Consider the following 16,297-nt stretch of genomic DNA (forward strand, 5'->3'; position numbering starts at 1 on the left):
GCCTCACGGCCTGACGGCCGGCACCCGCCGCCCCCGCCCCCGCCCCCGCCCCCGACTACCGCCCCGACCCCGGCCCTTCGCAAGCCCCCGCCCGCCCGTACACCGTGATCCGGGCGCCCCTGACCTGCAGCGTGCGGCAGACCTCGAACGCGGTGTGCAGCGTGGACCGTTTGGCGATCTCCTGGTCGTTGTCATCGACCGGCTGCCCGTCGGGGTCGCCGGCGACGATGATCCGGCGGACGGCCAGCATCCGGTCGTGGATCTCCTCACCGGACCGCTCGGTGCCGTAGAGGGTGTGAGAGGCCAACGGGCTCTCGGCTTGGGCGAGATCACGCAGTCCACGGAAGTCGTCCGGCAGGGTCGCCCGCCAGATCCGCCTGCGGGACGGCATGAACAACAGGCCGTCGCCGGGCTCGGCCACCTCGTGTACGGCGTGCGCGATCGCGGTGACATCGTCGACCCGGCTGTCCGGACTGCGCAGATGGACGTTGACGGGCAGCAGCGCAACCGGCACCGCGGCCACCGCCATCATCCGCAGCCGCCGGCCACGGGTCTGGCCCGGCTCACCGGCCGGCCACAGCAGCCGCGCCAGTGCGGCGCCCGCGAGCAGCGCGAACCCCACGACGTAGTAGAGGACATAGCGGTCGACATAGGCCGGTTCGACATGGGAGAGGAGCAGCAGGAGGAGGGTGGGCAGGAGCAGCAGGGGGATGCCGAGGGCACGCAGCCCGATCGGGCCGCGGGAGCGGACCCGGACCCGGGCGCAGGCGAGACCGAGGACCGCGAGCACGGCGAAGGTCAGCAGTTGGACGGGGTCCGGCCACATGAGCCAGCTGATCTGCTCGGACTGCCGGATGCTGAACACCGCTAGCGGGGCCAGGCCGGCGAGCACCGTGCCCGCGGCGCACAGCCAGGCGCGCAGTACCCGGCGGGGCAGCCGCGCCAGGATCGCCGCGGCGCCGTGCACAGGCAGGGCCAGCGACGCGAACTCGTGCAGCAGGCAGGCGAACAGCATCAGCGCCGTGTAGCCGAACCACAGCCTTCGGCGCGGGCGGGCCGCGGTCAGCACCAGCAGATAGCTCGCCCAGACGACCAGCGCACAGACCGTCGCGTACGAGCGCCCCTCCTGCGCGTACTGCTGCACGACCGGGATCAGCGCGAAGGTGCAGCCCGCGAGCAGCCCCGCCCGCCGGCCGGCCAGGCGCTCCCCCAGCAGGGCGACTCCCGCCGCGGCGGCGGTCATCGCGGCCACGGACGGCAGCCGCAGCGCGACGGCCTCACCGAAGGCGCCGTCGGGGGTGACGCCGAGGGTGACGTCGTAGACGCGGAACCAGAAGTGCATCAGCACGTAGTAGAGGCCGTGGACGACATCGACGTGCTGCAGCGTGGGCCACAGGTCGGCCAGGCTGCGGTGCGCCATGTCGTAGGTGACCGCCTCGTCGCGCCATATGGCGCCCTGCCGGCGGATCCCCCACGCCCCCAGGAGCAGCATCAGCCCGGAGGGCAACAGCACCACCACGCCCTGTGCCGCCCGGGCACCGCGGGCGGCCGCGGCGGACACGTACGTCTTCTGCGCTTGCGCTACGTCGATGACGGACTCCGGTCACGCGCGGAACGGACGGACAGACAGTCAGAAAGGCAGGCTCACGATAGAGCGGGCCGCCAGTGGGCCACCAGACGGGCGAGCAGGGCGGCCACGGGCGGCGACCGGGGAGGGAACGCACGCGGTGGCCGCGGGGCAGGAATGGATCAGGCCCCCGGAACCGGGCGGGGCCGGCGAACCAGGGGCCGCGTGCGGTGACCCGGGGCCGCGGGCAGGACGCCCGCGGCCCCGGCCCGCTCAGGTGATGCGGACCAGCTTCGCCCCGAAGGACGGCTCGACAAGGTCCTTCTGCAGGGCGACCGGCACCTTCTGCTTGCTCTGGCCGTTGCCGACGGTCAGCACACCGACCTCGGTACCGGCCTTCGCGGTGTGCGGGACGGTCTTTCCTCCGTCACCGACGCTCAACGTCAGCTTCTGGCCCGGGACTCCCACCGCCTTCAGGTCCTTGGTGGCGACGACCGGCGTGCGTCCGTTCAGGCCGTCGTCGACATAGCCGACCACCTGGCCCTTCTTCACCGCCGTGGCCGAGGTCAGCGCGTTGCGTACGACCTCGATGACCTTCTTGCTGTTGTTCTTGACCAGGGTGAGGCTGTTGGCGCCGTCGGGGTCCAGGCCCTTGAAGTGCTGGTCCATCATCGTGCCCAGTATCAGCTGGTCCTTGCCGTCCACGGTCTTGTAGGCCGCCCAGGACAACGTGCCGCCGGCCGCCGTGCTGGAGCCGGTCTTGATGCCCTTGATGCTCAGCCCGGCCAGCAGCAGGTTGTCGATATTGCTGTTGATCCGCTTCGGCAGGCCCTGGATGCTGGTGTTGGGCGTGGCGACGATCGGCCGGAAGGCGTCGAACTTCATGACGGCCTCGGCCAGCTTGAGCTGGTCGACGGCGGTGCTCACGGTCTTGGAGTCCAGGCCGCTGGGGTCGGTGTAGGTGGTGTTCTTCATGCCCAGGTCCTTGGCGGCGGCGTTCATCTTCTTCACGAACGCTGCCTCGTTGTCGGACTTGGTGTCCCAACGGGCCAGCAGCCGGGCGATGTTGTTGCCGGACGGGATCATCAGCATCTTGAGCATGTCCTGCTGGCTGAACTTCTGCCCCGCCTTGAGTCCCTCGATCCGGGACTCGTGCCTGGAGCCGCCCTCGGTCACCGCCTTGGCGTCGACCTCGATCTGCGGGCCCTTCTCGTCCTTCTTGAGCGGGTGGCCCTGGAGGATGACATAGGCCGTCATGATCTTGGCCACGCTCGCGGTCGGCACCGGCTTCTGCGGGCCGAACGTCCCCAGGTCCCCGGAGCCGACCACCTTGACCGCCGCCTGCCCCTGCGCGGGCCACGGGATGGCGAGCTTGCCGCCCTCGAAGGTGAACGAGGACTTGGCGTCGCCGACGGTGAGCGTCGGGTCGGGCAGCGGGCGCACCCCCTGGGCGACCACAAAGATGATCACCAGCAGCACCGCCAGCGGGGTCCAGATCTTGAACCGGCGGACGACCGTGCGCAGCGGGGTCTCGGGCGGCGGCGGGGTGTTGGTGAGCTGCGCCAGGAGATCGAGTGGCGGCAGGGGCTGCTGCTTGGTCTGCTCCGACTCGGGCAGCGCGGCGGGAGCGGCGGCGCCCGTGGCTCCCGTGGCGGCGGGCGGCATGGCACCCGGCCGGCCGGCGGGCTTGGGCGGCGCGGCCGCCCCGGAGGCCTTGGCGGGCGCGGCGGGCTTGGCGGGCGCGGCGGGCTTGGCGGGCGCGGCGGGCTTGGCGGGCGCGGCGGGCTTGGCGGCGGGGGGCGCGGCGGCTGCCTTGCCCTCCGGCTTGTCGGCCGTCTTGCCCGCGGCCTTGTCGGGCGCCTTGTCGGCGGCCTTGTCGGCCGTCTTGCCCGCTGCCTTGTCCGCGGGCTGTTCCGCGGCGTTGTCGGGCGTACGGGCGGGCGTCCTGGGCGCCGTCTTGCCCAGCGACCTGCCGGCGGTACCGTCGTCCGCCGACTTCAGCGCCACGAACTGGCTGGTCCGCTCGGAGTCCCGCTCGGGACCAGGCGTCGCCTTGGCATCGGCCTTGGCGCCGGTCTTGGCCTCGTCCTCCGCCTTGCCCTTTGCCTTGCCCTCGGCACCCGCTCCGTCCTTGGCGTCGGGCTTGCCCTTGCCCTCGGACTTACTCTCCGCAGTGCCGTTGCTCTCGGCCTTGCCCTTGGCGACGACCTCGCTCTTGGCGGCGTCCTTGCCCTTGGCCGGGGTCGTGACCTTGGCGGCACCCTCGCCCCTGGCGGGCGGGTTGATCTTGAACGCGGTGGTCGCCTGGTCGACGGCGCCGGCCGCCGCACCCTTCCCCTTCAGCTTCGCGACAGCAAATACACGGGTGGCTTCATCCACCGCCGTCCCATCGGCCTCGGCATCGGCATCGCCGCTGCCGTTGCCGTCAGCCTCGCCCTTGCCGTCGGCCTTCGCGCCGGGCTTGCCCTTCTGCGGCCCCACGGTGAAAACGGCGGTCGGCTGATCGACCACCTCGGCGGCGGACTCGCTCTTGGACGACTTCTCAGTCCTGGACGACTCCTCAGCCTTGGACGAGGCCTCGGCCTTGGGCGACGACGCGCCCTCCCCCTCGGACTCGTCCTTCGACGCAGCCTTGGGCTCCGGCTGCGGCTGAGCAGACCCGGAGTCGCCGCGACCGCCCTTGGACTCACCCTCCGGTGCGCCCTCAGCCTTCACCGGGGCCTTCCCGTGCCCCGCTTCCGGCTCCGCTCCCTGCTTCACTTCCGACTTTGCGACGGCACCCTCGGCACCCTCTGCATCGCCGTCGTCGCCGGCCTCGGCACCCTCGGAGCCGGTCTCGGCATCCTCGGCGCCCTCGGCATCCTTGTCGCCTTCCCCGGCGACCCAGGCGGCCACAGCGGCCCGCAGGCGCTCGTCGCCACCCCCGCCGCCGCTACCGGCACCCTCGGCAGCCTCAGCGGCCTCCTGAGGCGCCTCCGACGCCTCAGGCGCCCCGGCCCCCTCAGAAGCCCCCTCAGACGCTTCGGCCCCGGCCTCAGACTCCGACCCGGCTGCGGACTCCGACTTCACACCGGACCCCGACTTCGCCCCGGATTCCGACTTCGCCGCAGGCTTCGGCGCTGCCGCTGCCTCCGGCTCTTTCTCAGGCTTCGAGTCCGTCCCGGCCCCCGATTCCTTCGCCGGGTCGGCCGGCTCCCCGCGGAAGGCGGACAGGCGCGGATCGCGTTTGCTCCGCGCCGTCTTTCCCGACGACTGCTTCTTGTCCGACTTGTCGGGGGACTCGCCCGCCACCGATGTCTCCTTCATACGTCGCCACGCTGCCTGGCCCAGTGTTCCCAAGTGTCCTGTGTCCGCGTGGCACCATCTCGCCGCCACGCGTACCGGTAGGCGCCGCACCCCACAGAAAGATGTCGCCTACGTGCAAGACGAGAACGACATACCTACCGGTTCCCTACCGAACCCCCCACGCACCCTCGACAGATGAATGTGAGAGGGGTCACCCTGTCATTCATCCACGCGGGGAGGCATGGATGGGCAGGAGCCGCAGAACAATTCCGGAGGAGCTTCTGCTGCTCGCTTTGGACCCGACGACGGGTACCACAGCGCAGCCGCAGTCGCTCGACCTCGGCCTGGCCGGGGCCCAGCTAGTAGAGCTGGCTCTGGCAGGACGGATAGCCCCAGACGGGGATCGTATCGCCGTGGTGATGGCACGGCCGACAGGAGATCCAACTCTGGACTCCGCGCTCGAACTGCTGCGCCGACGCGGCAGTCCGGTGCGCGCGGTCCACTGGATCGGCGGGCCCCGGCTGGGGCTGCGCCAGACCTACCTCACGCACCTGGAACGGTGCGGCATGGTGCATGCCGTGGCGGGACAGATGTGCGGGGTGCTGCCGACGACGCGCTACCAGGCGACGGAGACAGCCATCAGCCGGGAAATCAGGGCCCGGCTGGACAACGCGATCCGCACGGGCGTACCCCCGGACCCGCGGACCGCGGCGCTCGCCGCGCTGGCCCATGCGGTCGGTCTCGGCAAGCATCTGTATCCAGGGAACGAAGGGCGTTCATCGCGCTCCCGTCTCCGGGATCTGATCCGGCACGACCCGATGGGCGGACTGGTCGCACACGCCGTCATGGATGTGCAGAACGGCGCCGCGGCACAGCCACGGCGGCCGCAGGCCACCGTGGCGGGAGCAGTACGGCAACCGGCGGCCCGGGCCTCGGCGGAACCGGCCGGTGCGCCGGGCCAGTCGCGGCACGGCCACGGGCGGATGGCCCGGGTGGGCGCCCGCTGACGCCGTAAGACACCCGGCGGCGCCTCACGGCCACCGCTGCACCCACCGCACCACGGCACCACCGCACATCGGACCACGCAGCACCGTCCCCACGATCCCGTTCGGGAGCCGCAGCAAGAAGCGCGGGGTGGCGGGCCGGCCGTTCTGGACGACGGCCGGCCCGCCACCCCGCGCAGCTGCGCGCGCGCATTTTCCCGATTCCGGCCCCGAATTTCCAACGTGACCACCTTGTCCAGCCATTTGCCAGCGCGACGTGGACCGTTGGTGGCAGTCTGCTGACCAGAAAACAGCAGTACGGAGCCGGAGGTGCACTTAGCGTGGCGTCCAACGTCAACCCCACCGTCAGGCGACGCCGATTGGGCCAGGAGCTGCGCAGGCTTCGAGAGACCAAAGGCATGACGGCAGAAGAGGTGGCGGACCGGCTGCTCGTCTCGCAGTCGAAGATCAGCAGACTCGAGAACGGGCGTCGCAGCATCAGCCAGCGCGATGTCCGCGATCTGTGCGGGGTCTACGAGGTCGAAGACCACCGCATCGTGGATTCGCTGATGCAGATGGCCAAGGATTCCCGCCAACAGGGGTGGTGGCACGCCTTCGGCGACATCCCGTACAGCGTCTACATCGGCCTGGAGACCGAGGCCGCCTCGCTGCGGGTGTATGAATCCCTGCTGGTGCCCGGTCTGCTGCAGACACCCGGCTATGCCGAGGCGGTCATTCCCGGCACGGTCCCCGAGCTGGCGCCCGACCATTTGGAGAAGCGCATTCAGGTGCGGATGCGGCGCCAGGACCGGATCAATGATGCCGAGCACCCGTTGCGGCTGTGGGCAGTCCTGGACGAGAGCGCGCTGCGCCGGGTGGTCGGCAGTCACCTGATCATGCGCGAGCAACTGGACCACCTCGTCGAGATGAGCCAATTGCCGCATGTGACGGTCCAGATTCTTCCGTACGACACCGGGGCGCACGCCGGCATGTCGGGAACGTTCTCCATCCTCGAATTCGACGACGCCGCCGATTCCAGCGTGGTGTACATCGAGGGCGTCACCAGCGATCTCTATCTGGAGAAGACCAACGATGTGCACAAGTACACGATCATGTACGAGCATTTGCGCGCACAGGCGTTGAGCGCCGAGCAGAGCCGGGAGTTCATCGCTGCCGCGGCGAAATCCCATGCGGATGCCGCGGGGTGAGGCCCGTCGGGGAGAAATAGTACGGAACCGGCATTCCTGCGGAGAGGCTGGCACGGTACACCTGCACCCGCCTCCGTGAATAGGGATCAAGAAATATGCCATTCGGACGGGTGAACGGCCTCTGCGGCTCGTGATGTTGGCGCGTAGCGTCATCACTACCGAATCCGCGGTAACTCAGAGTGAGTTGGAGTGAACATGGCCGTGCAGCCCAATTCCGCATTCTCCTGGACCAAGTCCTCGTACTCCGGTGGCAACGGCGCCTGCGTGGAAATCGCCGTGCCCGCCGTCACCGCTATTGCAGTGCGGGACTCCAAGGACCCCGACGGTCCGCGCCTCACGTTCGACAACTCCTCCTGGAACCGCTTTGTGTCGGACGTCGCCGGTGGCGCGTTCGACCTGGCGTGACCTGAGCCGTCACCGTCCGCAGTCCGCAGTCCGCAGATACGAGCCCTCTCGACTGGATCGCCGTCCCGGCCGAGGGGGCTCGGCCATGCCCGCGCCCATCCCCGTACCCGTGCCCTCCCTCAGCGCAGCTCGGATACGTACCGGTCCGTCCCGGGCACCGTCGGGATGAACGGCGCCAGCAACTCCACCCGCCCCAGCGCCGGCTCCGCGACCTCCTCCTCCAGGCCGGTGAAGTGTGCCGTCCAGCCGTCGCGCGGGTCCTGCTGGAGGAACCACAGGAGGGTCAGCCGGGTGTCCACCCCCACGACCTGCTTCACATAGGACATCCGGTCCCCCGGCAGCGGCGTCGGCCGGAAGACGGTCACCATCGCCGCCGGGGAGCCTGTCAGCCGCCGGGGAAGGTGGCGGGCACACAGCCATTCCACGAGCTCGGCCCGTTGCTCCGGCCCCTCCGTGTCGATGACCTCCAGCACCAGCCCGGCGTAGGGGTGGTCCAGTGCATGGAAGTCGCGGGGGCCGGCGGCGCCGTCCCGGTAGACCGTCGCCACATGCTCCTGGAAGGCCGTGAAGACGTGCGTACGGTCCTGGTAGACCCGGCCGTCCCGGTTGAGGCGCTGGTTGATGCCGACGGTCCACTTCATGTGCTCGTCGTAACGGCCCTCGGTGAGCCAGTAGGTGGAGAGATAGCAGCCTGTCGTGACCGGCTGTGCGACGGCGGACTTCTCCGGGCGGCGCAGCAGTTGCAGGTCACGGGTAGCCACCCAGCGGCGGCCGGCGAACATCCACGGCATCGCCATCGCGCCCGCGATGTAGTGGTCGTCCTCGTACCAGCGGTTGTAGGCGTATTCGTGCCCCGGATGCGGTTCGACCATGGTGATCAGCGCATGTCCGGGGCGCACACCGTAAGGGCCGACGGCGGCCAGCTCGGCGTAGGCGGCGGGCCCGGTGGCGGTGGGGGTGCCGGTGCCGTCTGTATCGGGCGGCGTTGCTTTGCTGTCTGCGGTCATGACAGACAGGTGTAGCTGACGACGCGTCATATGTGGAGCCCTGCGTATCCGCCCTGCACACCGCTCCCCGGCCCCCTTAGGCTGCCCGACATCTGCAGTTGACGCCGGTCGATCGCAGACATGAGTGATGGGAGCCGTCATGTCGGACTCGATCCCTGCCTCCGCGGCCACCGCCGTCCCGGGACTCGCCGCACGGGTGGCGCGAACCGGCAGTTCGCCGGTACGCGACATCCTGGCGCTCACCGCCCGGCCCGAGGTCATCTCGTTCGCCGGCGGGCTGCCCGCGCCCGAGTTGTTCGACGCGGCAGGCATAGCGGCGGCCTTCCAGCATGTACTGGCCGAGGAGCCGATGCGGGCCCTGCAGTACTCCACCAGTGAGGGCGATCCGGCGCTGCGTGCGGCCGTCGCGGCGCGGACGACCGCACGCGGACTGCCCACCGAGGCCGATGACGTGCTGGTGACCACCGGCTCCCAGCAGGGCCTGACGCTGCTGGTCACGGCCCTGCTGGAGCCGGGCGATGTGGTGCTGGTCGAGGACCCCTGCTACCTCGCGGCGTTGCAGACCTTCTCCTTCGCGGGCGCCCGGGTGGTGCCGGTGCCGACCGACGACGAAGGGCTCGACCCGGCCGCGCTGGACGAGATCACCGCGCGCGAGCGGCCCAAGCTGCTCTACCTCGTGCCGACGTTCCAGAACCCCACCGGCCGCACCCTGTCCGCCGAGCGCCGGGCCGCGGTCGCCGAGGTCGCCGCCCGGCGCGGACTGTGGATCGCCGAGGACGACCCGTACGGCGAGCTGCGGTTCGAGGGTGAGCCGGTGCCGTGGGTCGCCTCTTTTCCCGGGGCCGAGGACCGTACGGCGCTGCTGGGCTCGTTCTCCAAGGTGATGGCGCCCGGTCTGCGGCTGGGGTCGGTACGGGCGCCGGCCGCTCTGCGGCGGGCCTGTGTCATCGCCAAGCAGGCCGCCGATCTGCACACCTCGACCGTCGACCAGGCGGCCGCGGCCCGGTATCTGGCGGTCGCCGACCTCGATGCCCATCTGCGGCGGGTGCGCGACGCCTACCGGGCACGGCGGGACGCCCTGGTCGACGGGCTGTCCACGGCGCTGCCCGGCGGTTCGCGGTGGAACCGGCCGGCCGGCGGCATGTTCGTGTGGGCGACCCTGCCCGAGGGGTACGACGCGACGGCGCTGCTGCCCGAGGTGGTGCGGCATGACGTCGCCTACGTCCCCGGGGCGCCGTTCTTCGCGGGGCCGCCGGATGCGACCGCCGTCCGTCTGTCGTTCGTGACGCACTCCCCGGAGGAGATCCGCGAGGGGCTGGGACGGCTGCAGAAGGCTCTGGAGGGGGCGCGCCGGAGCGAAGGCCCCTGACGGCGGCAGCTCTGGCTTTCCCTGTCCCCCGGGCCTAACCTGACGCGCCATCAGAAGCGCGTCGCGGGACCGGCCGGGAGGCACACATGCTGCTGCGGAACAAGACCGTCATCGTCTCGGGCGTGGGAGCCGGGCTCGGCCATCAGGTCGCGGCGGCCTGTGTACGGGACGGTGCCTCGGTGGTGCTGGGAGCCCGTACGGAGGCGAATCTCGCCAAATCGGCGGCACAGATCGACCCTTCGGGCGGCCGCACGGCCTGGCGGGCGACCGATATCGGCGACGAGGAGCAGTGCGAGGCGCTGGCCGCGCTGGCCGTGGAGCGGTTCGGCGGGATCGATGCGGTGGTCCATGTCGCGGCGCTGGACTCGCTCTTCGGAGGCCTGCGGGACGCCGACTTCGACTCCTGGCGCAGCGTCGTGGACGTCAATCTCTTCGGCACCCTGCGGATGACCCGCGCCTGCCTGCCGTCCCTGGTGGCGCGCGGCGGCGGCTCGGTGGTGATGATCGGCACCCAGTCGTCGGTCGCCGCCCCCTCGCAGGTGCAGCAGGCGGCGTACGCGGCGTCCAAGGGCGGGCTGGTCTCGGCGATGTACTCGCTTGCGCGGGAGCTGGGGCCGGACCGGATACGGGTCAACACCGTGCAGCCCGGGTGGATGTGGGGCCCGCCGGTGGAGGCGTACGTCACGTTCCAGGCGCACGGTGAAGGCGTTCCGGAAGCGGAGGTGCTGGGCCGGCTGGCGGAGCGGATGGCGCTGCCCGAGCTGGCGACGGACGCGGACGTGGCTGAGTGTGCGGTCTTCCTGGCCTCCGACCGGGCGCGTGCCATCACCGGCCAGTCGCTGCTGGTCAACGCGGGGGAGCTGATGCGGTAGCGGCCCCGCCCCTCCGCGGGCCGCACCACCGGGCCCGCGCCCCGGCCGGTCCGTCTCCGGTACGGCCGGTCCGTCTGCGTACGGCCGGTCAGGCCCGCGGGTACCGGGCGAGCCACCCCGGCGACGAGCCGGCCGGGCCGTGCAGCGCGGGCCCCTGCGTCATCTCCATCGAGAAGTCGTCGGCCAGCTGCAGGATCGTCTCCCGGCCCTCCAGCTCGACCAGCCACACCGGCGGCAGCGCCGTCTCGCCGTGCAGGGTCCCCAGCAGGTTGCCGCAGATGGCGCCGGTGGAATCGCTGTCCCCGCTGTGGTTGACGGCGAGCAGCAGGCCGTGCCGGACGTCCTCGGCGACCAGTGCGCAGTACACGCCGATCGCCAGCGCCTCCTCGGCCGTCCAGCCCGCACCCAGCGACTCCACCCGGGCGGGTGTCGGCATGCCCTGCCGCACGGCGCCGAGCGCGCGCTTGAGAGCGTCGGTGGTCTCCTCGTGGCCCGGGCGGGTGGCCAGGTGCGCCAGCGCCTTCTGCACGGCGCCGTCGAGGTCTTCGCCGCGGGCCAGCGAATGGCTGATGACCGCGAAGGCGCCGGCCGCCAGATAGCCGGTGGGGTGGCCGTGCGTCTGCGCCCCGCACTCGGCGGCGAGCTGGAAGACAAGCTGCGGCTCCCAGCCGACCAGCAGGCCGAACGGCGCGGAGCGCATCACCGCGCCGCAGCCCTTCGAGTCCGGGTTCTTGGGCGCTTCGAGGGTGCCCATCACCTCGTCACCGAGGCCGCTCAGGCAGGCCTGGCCGGGCGCCCTGCGGGAGTACAGCCACTCCTCGCGGGCGAGCCAGCCGTCGTCCTTCTTGCGCTCGTCCGGGCCCCAGTCGCGCTGGGTGGCGGCCCAGCGCAGATAGGCGCGGTGGACGTCGGTGGGCGGATGCCAGGCGCCGGTGTCGCGGCGCACCTGGGCCCGGATCAGCCCGTCCACGGTGAACAGGGTCATCTGGGTGTCGTCGGTGACCGCGCCGCGCCGCCCGAAGGCGGGTACAAAATCAGCCACGCCTTCCTGGCCGTGCGCCGTGCGGATCGCATCCAGCGAGTCGAATTCGATACCGGCACCGAGCGCATCGCCGATGGCGCCGCCGAGCAGACAGCCGCGTACCCGGCTACGGAAGTCCTGCTGTTCCGCGCGCCCCCAGATGGCGCCGCCTCCCGCTGCGCTCATTGCGCCTCCCGAAGCTCACGACGTTCGGGGGCCTAGCAGAGGCCCCCTGGGGCAGCACTGTAATCGTTCAGGATTGATCAATTTTCGGCCAGGAGGGTAATGCGAATAGTCACTCACAAGGAGGCTTTTGGCCGGTACGGTCCCGATCAGTACCATCCGGCCACCCCGGCCGCCCTCCTCGCCCTCCTGGGAGAATCCGCATGACGTTGCGCTGCGCCGTACTCGACGACTACCAGGACAGCGCCCTCTCGATGGCCGACTGGTCCCTCCTGGCGGGCGCCGTGGACGTCCGTACGCTGCGGCAGCCCCTCGGCTCCGAGGACGACGTGGTGGCGGGGATCGGCGACTGCGAGATCGTCGTCGCGATGCGCGAGCGCACCCCGTTCCCCGCCTCGCTCCTGGCCCGGCTGCCCCGTCTGCGGCTCCTGGTCACCTCCGGGATGCGCAATGCCGCCATCGATCTGGCGGCCGCCGCCCGGCACGGCGTCACCGTCTGCGGCACGGCCAGCAACACCGAGCCGCCCGTCGAACTGACCTGGGCGCTGGTCCTGGGCCTCGCCCGCCACCTCGTCACCGAGAGCACCGCGATGCGCACCGACGGGCCCTGGCAGAGCACGCTCGGCGCGGATCTGCACGGCCGCACGCTCGGCCTGCTCGGCCTCGGCAAGATCGGCACCCGGGTCGCCCGGATCGGCCAGGCCTTCGGCATGAACCTGACGGCCTGGAGCCGGAATCTGACTGCCGAGCGCGCCGCGGAGGCGGGCGTCCGGCTCGCCGCCTCCAAGGAAGAGCTCCTGGAGGCGAGCGACTTCGTCTCCGTGCACCTCGTGCTCAGCGACCGCACCCGCGGCCTGCTCGGCGCGGACGAACTGCGCCGGATGCGGCCGACGGCGTACCTCGTCAACACCTCCCGCGCCGCCATCGTCGAGCAGTCCGCGCTGCTGCGGGCGCTGCGCGAGCACGGGATCGCCGGTGCCGGCCTGGACGTCTTCGACCAGGAGCCGCTGCCCGCCGGCCACCCGCTGCGCACCCTCCCGAACGTGCTCGCCCTCCCCCACCTCGGCTATGCCACCCGCCGCAACTACGAGGGCTACTTCCAGCAGGCCATCGAGGACATCACCGCCTTCCTGGCGGGCAGCCCGGTCCGCGAACTGGGCTGACGCGGAGCGGGCGGCGCCGGGGCCGGCGGACGGCAGAGCCGCCCGGCCCCCGCCCGGGGGGTCAACCGTTCGATCATGGCGGCGGTGCCCGCTGGGCATGCTGTCCCCATGTCCGAGTACGAGTGGGATCGCACCACCATGGCCGTTGTCGCCTCCGCGCTCTCCGGGGACAGCGACGGCGCGGTGGAACTCCTCCGTCCGCTCCCCCAGAGCGATGTCTGCCATATCGCGGTACGGCTCGCCGCGATGGCCGCCGACGCGCTGATCGTCGCCGCCCAGGACAGCGGAGGCGACCGCGAGGAGGCACTGTCGCAGTGGCAGCAGTGCATCCTGCAGCACGAGGCCGAGTACGAGGGCGGCGAGTAGCGGGGCCCCCGCGGCCGGCCGGAGCGCCGGATCCCGGGGGGCGGCGCGCCGGGCAGCCGGCCTCGTGGCGCCGGCGCGTCAGGCAGCGGGCCTCGTGGCGCCGGCGCCGCCTTCCGCGCCCGGTGCAGGCCCGCTCCCCGGCTACTCCACGACCGGCAGCAGCTCCGGCAGATGGCCGTCCGAGGCGAGGGCGGCGGCCCGGCGTTCTTCGGTGACCGGGGCGTACGTCGTGGTGCGCGGGCGGGCCGGGCGGCCGGCCAGGTCGGCGATGGCGATCAGGTCCTGGATGGAGCGGTAGGAGCCGTAACTCGAGCCCGCCATCCGGGAGATGGTCTCCTCCATCAGCGTGCCGCCGAGGTCGTTGGCGCCGGAGCGGAGCATTTCGGCCGCGCCTTCGGTCCCGAGCTTGACCCAGCTGGTCTGGATGTTGGTGATGTGGGGGTGCAGCAGCACCCGGGCCATCGCGGTCACCGCGCGGTTGTCGCGCGTGGTGGGGCCGGGGCGGGCGATGCCTGCGAGGTAGACGGGGGCGTTGGTGTGGATGAAGGGGAGGGTGACGAACTCCGTGAAGCCACCCGTCTCCTGCTGGATCTGTGCCAGCAGCCGCAGATGGCCCAGCCAGTGGCGCGGCTGGTCGACATGGCCGTACATCATCGTCGAGGACGAGCCGATCCCCAGCTCATGGGCGGTCTTGATGACCTCGACCCAGGTGGCGGTGGGCAGTTTGCCCTTGGTGAGGATCCAGCGGACCTCGTCGTCGAGGATCTCGGCCGCGGTGCCGGGGATGCTGTCCAGCCCGGCGGCCTTGGCCTCGGAAAGCCACTCGCGGATGGACAGGCCCGTACGCGTCGCGCCGTTGACGACCTCCATGGGCGAGAAGGCATGCACATGCATACCGGGGACGCGTTCCTTCACGGCGCGCGCGATGTCGAAGTACGCCGTGCCGGGCAGGTCGGGGTGGATGCCGCCCTGCATGCACACCTCCACCGCCCCTACGTCCCACGCCTGTTGGGCGCGGTCGGCCACCTGGGAGAGGGAGAGGGTGTAGGCGTCGGCGTCGGTGCGGCGCTGCGCGAACGCGCAGAAGCGGCAGCCCGTGTAACAGACGTTGGTGAAGTTGATGTTCCTGGTGACGATGTAGGTGACGTCGTCCCCCACGGTGTCGCGCCGCAGGTGGTCGGCGATGGTGCAGAGGGCGTCCAGGGCGGGCCCGTCGGCGTGCAGCAGCGCCAGGGCCTGGGCGTCGGTGAGCCGGGTGGGGTCGTCGGCGGCCTGCGACAGGGCCTGCCGCACGTCGGCTTCGATGCGCTCCGGTGCCATCCCCGGGGCGGCGGCCTCCCGCAGTGCCTCCCAGTCGCCGTAGACCTCGTCGAAGTCGTCGCGGCGGTCGGCGGTGCGGCCTTCGGTGTCGATGGTGTGGTGCAGGTCCGTACGGCCCGACGAGATCATCGTGAAGCCCTCGTCGGGCTCCTGCCAGGGGCGGCCCACCACGGGGGCGTCCTCCACGGCCAGGCCCGTCTCCGGGTCGGCGAGCGCCCGTACATGGGGCAGCAGGCGGGGGTCGAGCCAGGGCTCACCGCGCTGCAGGAACTCCGGGTAGATGGGGAGCCGTTCCCGCAGCTCGAACCCGGAGGCGGCGCAGCGCTCGGTCAGCTCGTCGATCTGGGGCCAGGGGCGCTCGGGGTTCACGTGGTCGAGGGTCAGCGGGGAGACGCCGCCCCAGTCGTCGATCCCGGCGTCGATGAGCATTGCGTACTCGCCGTCGACGAGGTTGGGCGGTGCCTGGATGCGCGTCGAGGGGCCCATGATGTGCCGGGCCACCGCGATGGTCGCGGCCAGCTCCTCCAGCTCGGCGTCCGGCATGCCGCGCATCGCCGTGTCCGGCTTGGCGCGGAAGTTCTGCATGATCAGCTCTTGGATGCCGTGGTACGCGCGCTGGATACGGCGCAGCGCGAACAGCGACTCGGCGCGCTCCTCGTACGTCTCCCCGATGCCGATGAGCAGTCCGGTGGTGAAGGGGACGTTGGAGCGTCCGGCATCCTCCAGGACACGCAGCCGGACGGCCGGCTCCTTGTCGGGCGATCCGTAGTGGGGACCGCCGGGCTCGCTCCACAGCCGCTCGGCGGTCGTCTCCAGCATCATCCCCAGGGACGGGGCGACGGGCTTGAGCCGCTGGAAGTCCGTCCAGGACAGCACCCCGGGGTTGAGGTGCGGCAGCAGACCGGTCTCCTCCAGGACGCGGATGGCCATGGCGCGGACGTACGAGAGCGTGTCGTCGTAGCCGTGCGCCTCCAGCCATTCGCGGGCCTCGGGCCAGCGGTCCTCCGGCTTGTCGCCCAGGGTGAAGAGGGCTTCTTTGCAGCCCAGTTCGGCGCCGCGGCGGGCAATGTCCAGCACCTCGTCGGGCGACATGAACATTCCGTGGCCGTCACGGCGCAGCTTGCCGGGGACGGTGACGAAGGTGCAGTAGTGGCACTTGTCCCGGCACAGGCGCGTCAGGGGGATGAAGACCCCGCGGGAGTACGTGATGACTCCGGGGCGGCCGGCGGCCTCCAGGCCGGCATCCCGCACCCGGGCCGCGGAGGCACACAGGTCCGTGAGGTCCGCGCCGCGCGCCTGCAGCAGCACCGCGGCCTCGCCGGCGTCCAGCGCCACACCGTCGCGGGCCCGCTTGAGCGCACGGCGCATCGCGTTGGCCGCCGGCCGCTCCTGTGAGGCGGGACCGGAGGCCCTTTCGTGGCCGGTCCCTTGGTCCGATGCCTGGTCAGGTCCCTGCACGCTGGAAGTCATCCTCCGAGGATACGAGCGCCCACCGACAGCGCCGCCGCCGGAGATCGAGTGGTCGGTGTGCCACTGATCACTACGGCC

12 protein-coding genes are annotated in these 16,297 nt (G+C 71.4%); 7 read left to right on the top strand and 5 right to left on the bottom strand.

The window, feature by feature from the left end:
• Positions 1-55: 55 nt before the first annotated feature.
• Positions 56-1,561 carry a glycosyltransferase family 39 protein gene (locus ABR737_RS19875; RefSeq protein ID WP_350251508.1) on the bottom strand — a complete coding sequence of 502 codons (1,506 nt, stop codon included), beginning with the start codon at positions 1,559-1,561 and terminating at the stop codon, positions 56-58.
• Positions 1,562-1,840: 279 nt separating this feature from the next.
• Positions 1,841-4,873 (bottom strand): D-alanyl-D-alanine carboxypeptidase, encoded by a 3,033-nt coding sequence (locus ABR737_RS19880; RefSeq protein ID WP_350251509.1) that lies wholly within the window; start codon positions 4,871-4,873, stop codon positions 1,841-1,843.
• Positions 4,874-5,097: 224 nt separating this feature from the next.
• On the opposite strand from ABR737_RS19880, the gene ABR737_RS19885 reads away from it, so the two are divergent.
• The 3 genes from ABR737_RS19885 to ABR737_RS19895 all read left to right on the top strand — a co-directional run bounded on the left by ABR737_RS19885 (position 5,098) and on the right by ABR737_RS19895 (position 7,448).
• A complete protein-coding gene (locus tag ABR737_RS19885) occupies positions 5,098-5,859 on the top strand; it encodes a GOLPH3/VPS74 family protein (protein ID WP_350251510.1) in 762 nt (253 codons plus the stop codon).
• 317 nt (positions 5,860-6,176) lie between these two features.
• A complete protein-coding gene (locus ABR737_RS19890) occupies positions 6,177-7,043 on the top strand; it encodes a helix-turn-helix domain-containing protein (protein ID WP_350251511.1) in 867 nt (288 codons plus the stop codon).
• 195 nt (positions 7,044-7,238) lie between these two features.
• The gene (locus ABR737_RS19895) at positions 7,239-7,448 is read left to right on the top strand and encodes a DUF397 domain-containing protein (RefSeq protein ID WP_350251512.1); all 210 of its coding nucleotides are present in this window, start codon (positions 7,239-7,241) and stop codon (positions 7,446-7,448) included.
• A 119-nt stretch (positions 7,449-7,567) separates the two neighbouring features.
• On the opposite strand, the gene ABR737_RS19900 is transcribed toward ABR737_RS19895, so the two are convergent.
• Positions 7,568-8,455, bottom strand: coding sequence for a hypothetical protein (locus tag ABR737_RS19900; protein WP_350251513.1), 888 nt, complete (start codon positions 8,453-8,455; stop codon positions 7,568-7,570).
• Between the two features lie 139 nt (positions 8,456-8,594).
• On the opposite strand from ABR737_RS19900, the gene ABR737_RS19905 reads away from it, so the two are divergent.
• A complete protein-coding gene (locus tag ABR737_RS19905; protein WP_350251514.1) occupies positions 8,595-9,824 on the top strand; it encodes an aminotransferase-like domain-containing protein in 1,230 nt (409 codons plus the stop codon).
• 86 nt (positions 9,825-9,910) lie between these two features.
• Entirely contained in the window at positions 9,911-10,696 is a 786-nt protein-coding gene (locus tag ABR737_RS19910; RefSeq protein ID WP_350251515.1) for an SDR family oxidoreductase, read from the top strand.
• Between the two features lie 88 nt (positions 10,697-10,784).
• Here the strand turns inward: ABR737_RS19910 and ABR737_RS19915 are convergent, their stop codons facing one another.
• Complete coding sequence (locus ABR737_RS19915) at positions 10,785-11,903, bottom strand: ADP-ribosylglycohydrolase family protein (RefSeq protein WP_350251516.1); 1,119 nt, start codon at positions 11,901-11,903, stop codon at positions 10,785-10,787.
• Between the two features lie 200 nt (positions 11,904-12,103).
• Here ABR737_RS19915 and ABR737_RS19920 point away from each other — a divergent pair, with 200 nt between their 5' ends.
• Both ABR737_RS19920 and ABR737_RS19925 read left to right on the top strand, forming a co-directional pair.
• A complete protein-coding gene (locus ABR737_RS19920; protein ID WP_350251517.1) occupies positions 12,104-13,063 on the top strand; it encodes a D-2-hydroxyacid dehydrogenase family protein in 960 nt (319 codons plus the stop codon).
• 108 nt (positions 13,064-13,171) lie between these two features.
• Positions 13,172-13,429 carry a hypothetical protein gene (locus tag ABR737_RS19925; RefSeq protein ID WP_040900550.1) on the top strand — a complete coding sequence of 86 codons (258 nt, stop codon included), beginning with the start codon at positions 13,172-13,174 and terminating at the stop codon, positions 13,427-13,429.
• A gap of 141 nt (positions 13,430-13,570) precedes the next feature.
• Here ABR737_RS19925 and ABR737_RS19930 read toward each other — a convergent pair whose 3' ends face one another.
• The gene (locus ABR737_RS19930; protein WP_350251518.1) at positions 13,571-16,219 is read right to left on the bottom strand and encodes a bifunctional FO biosynthesis protein CofGH; all 2,649 of its coding nucleotides are present in this window, start codon (positions 16,217-16,219) and stop codon (positions 13,571-13,573) included.
• Positions 16,220-16,297: the final 78 nt, after the last annotated feature.

It is taken from the genome of Streptomyces sp. Edi2, from assembly GCF_040253635.1.
Lineage (GTDB): Bacteria > Actinomycetota > Actinomycetes > Streptomycetales > Streptomycetaceae > Streptomyces.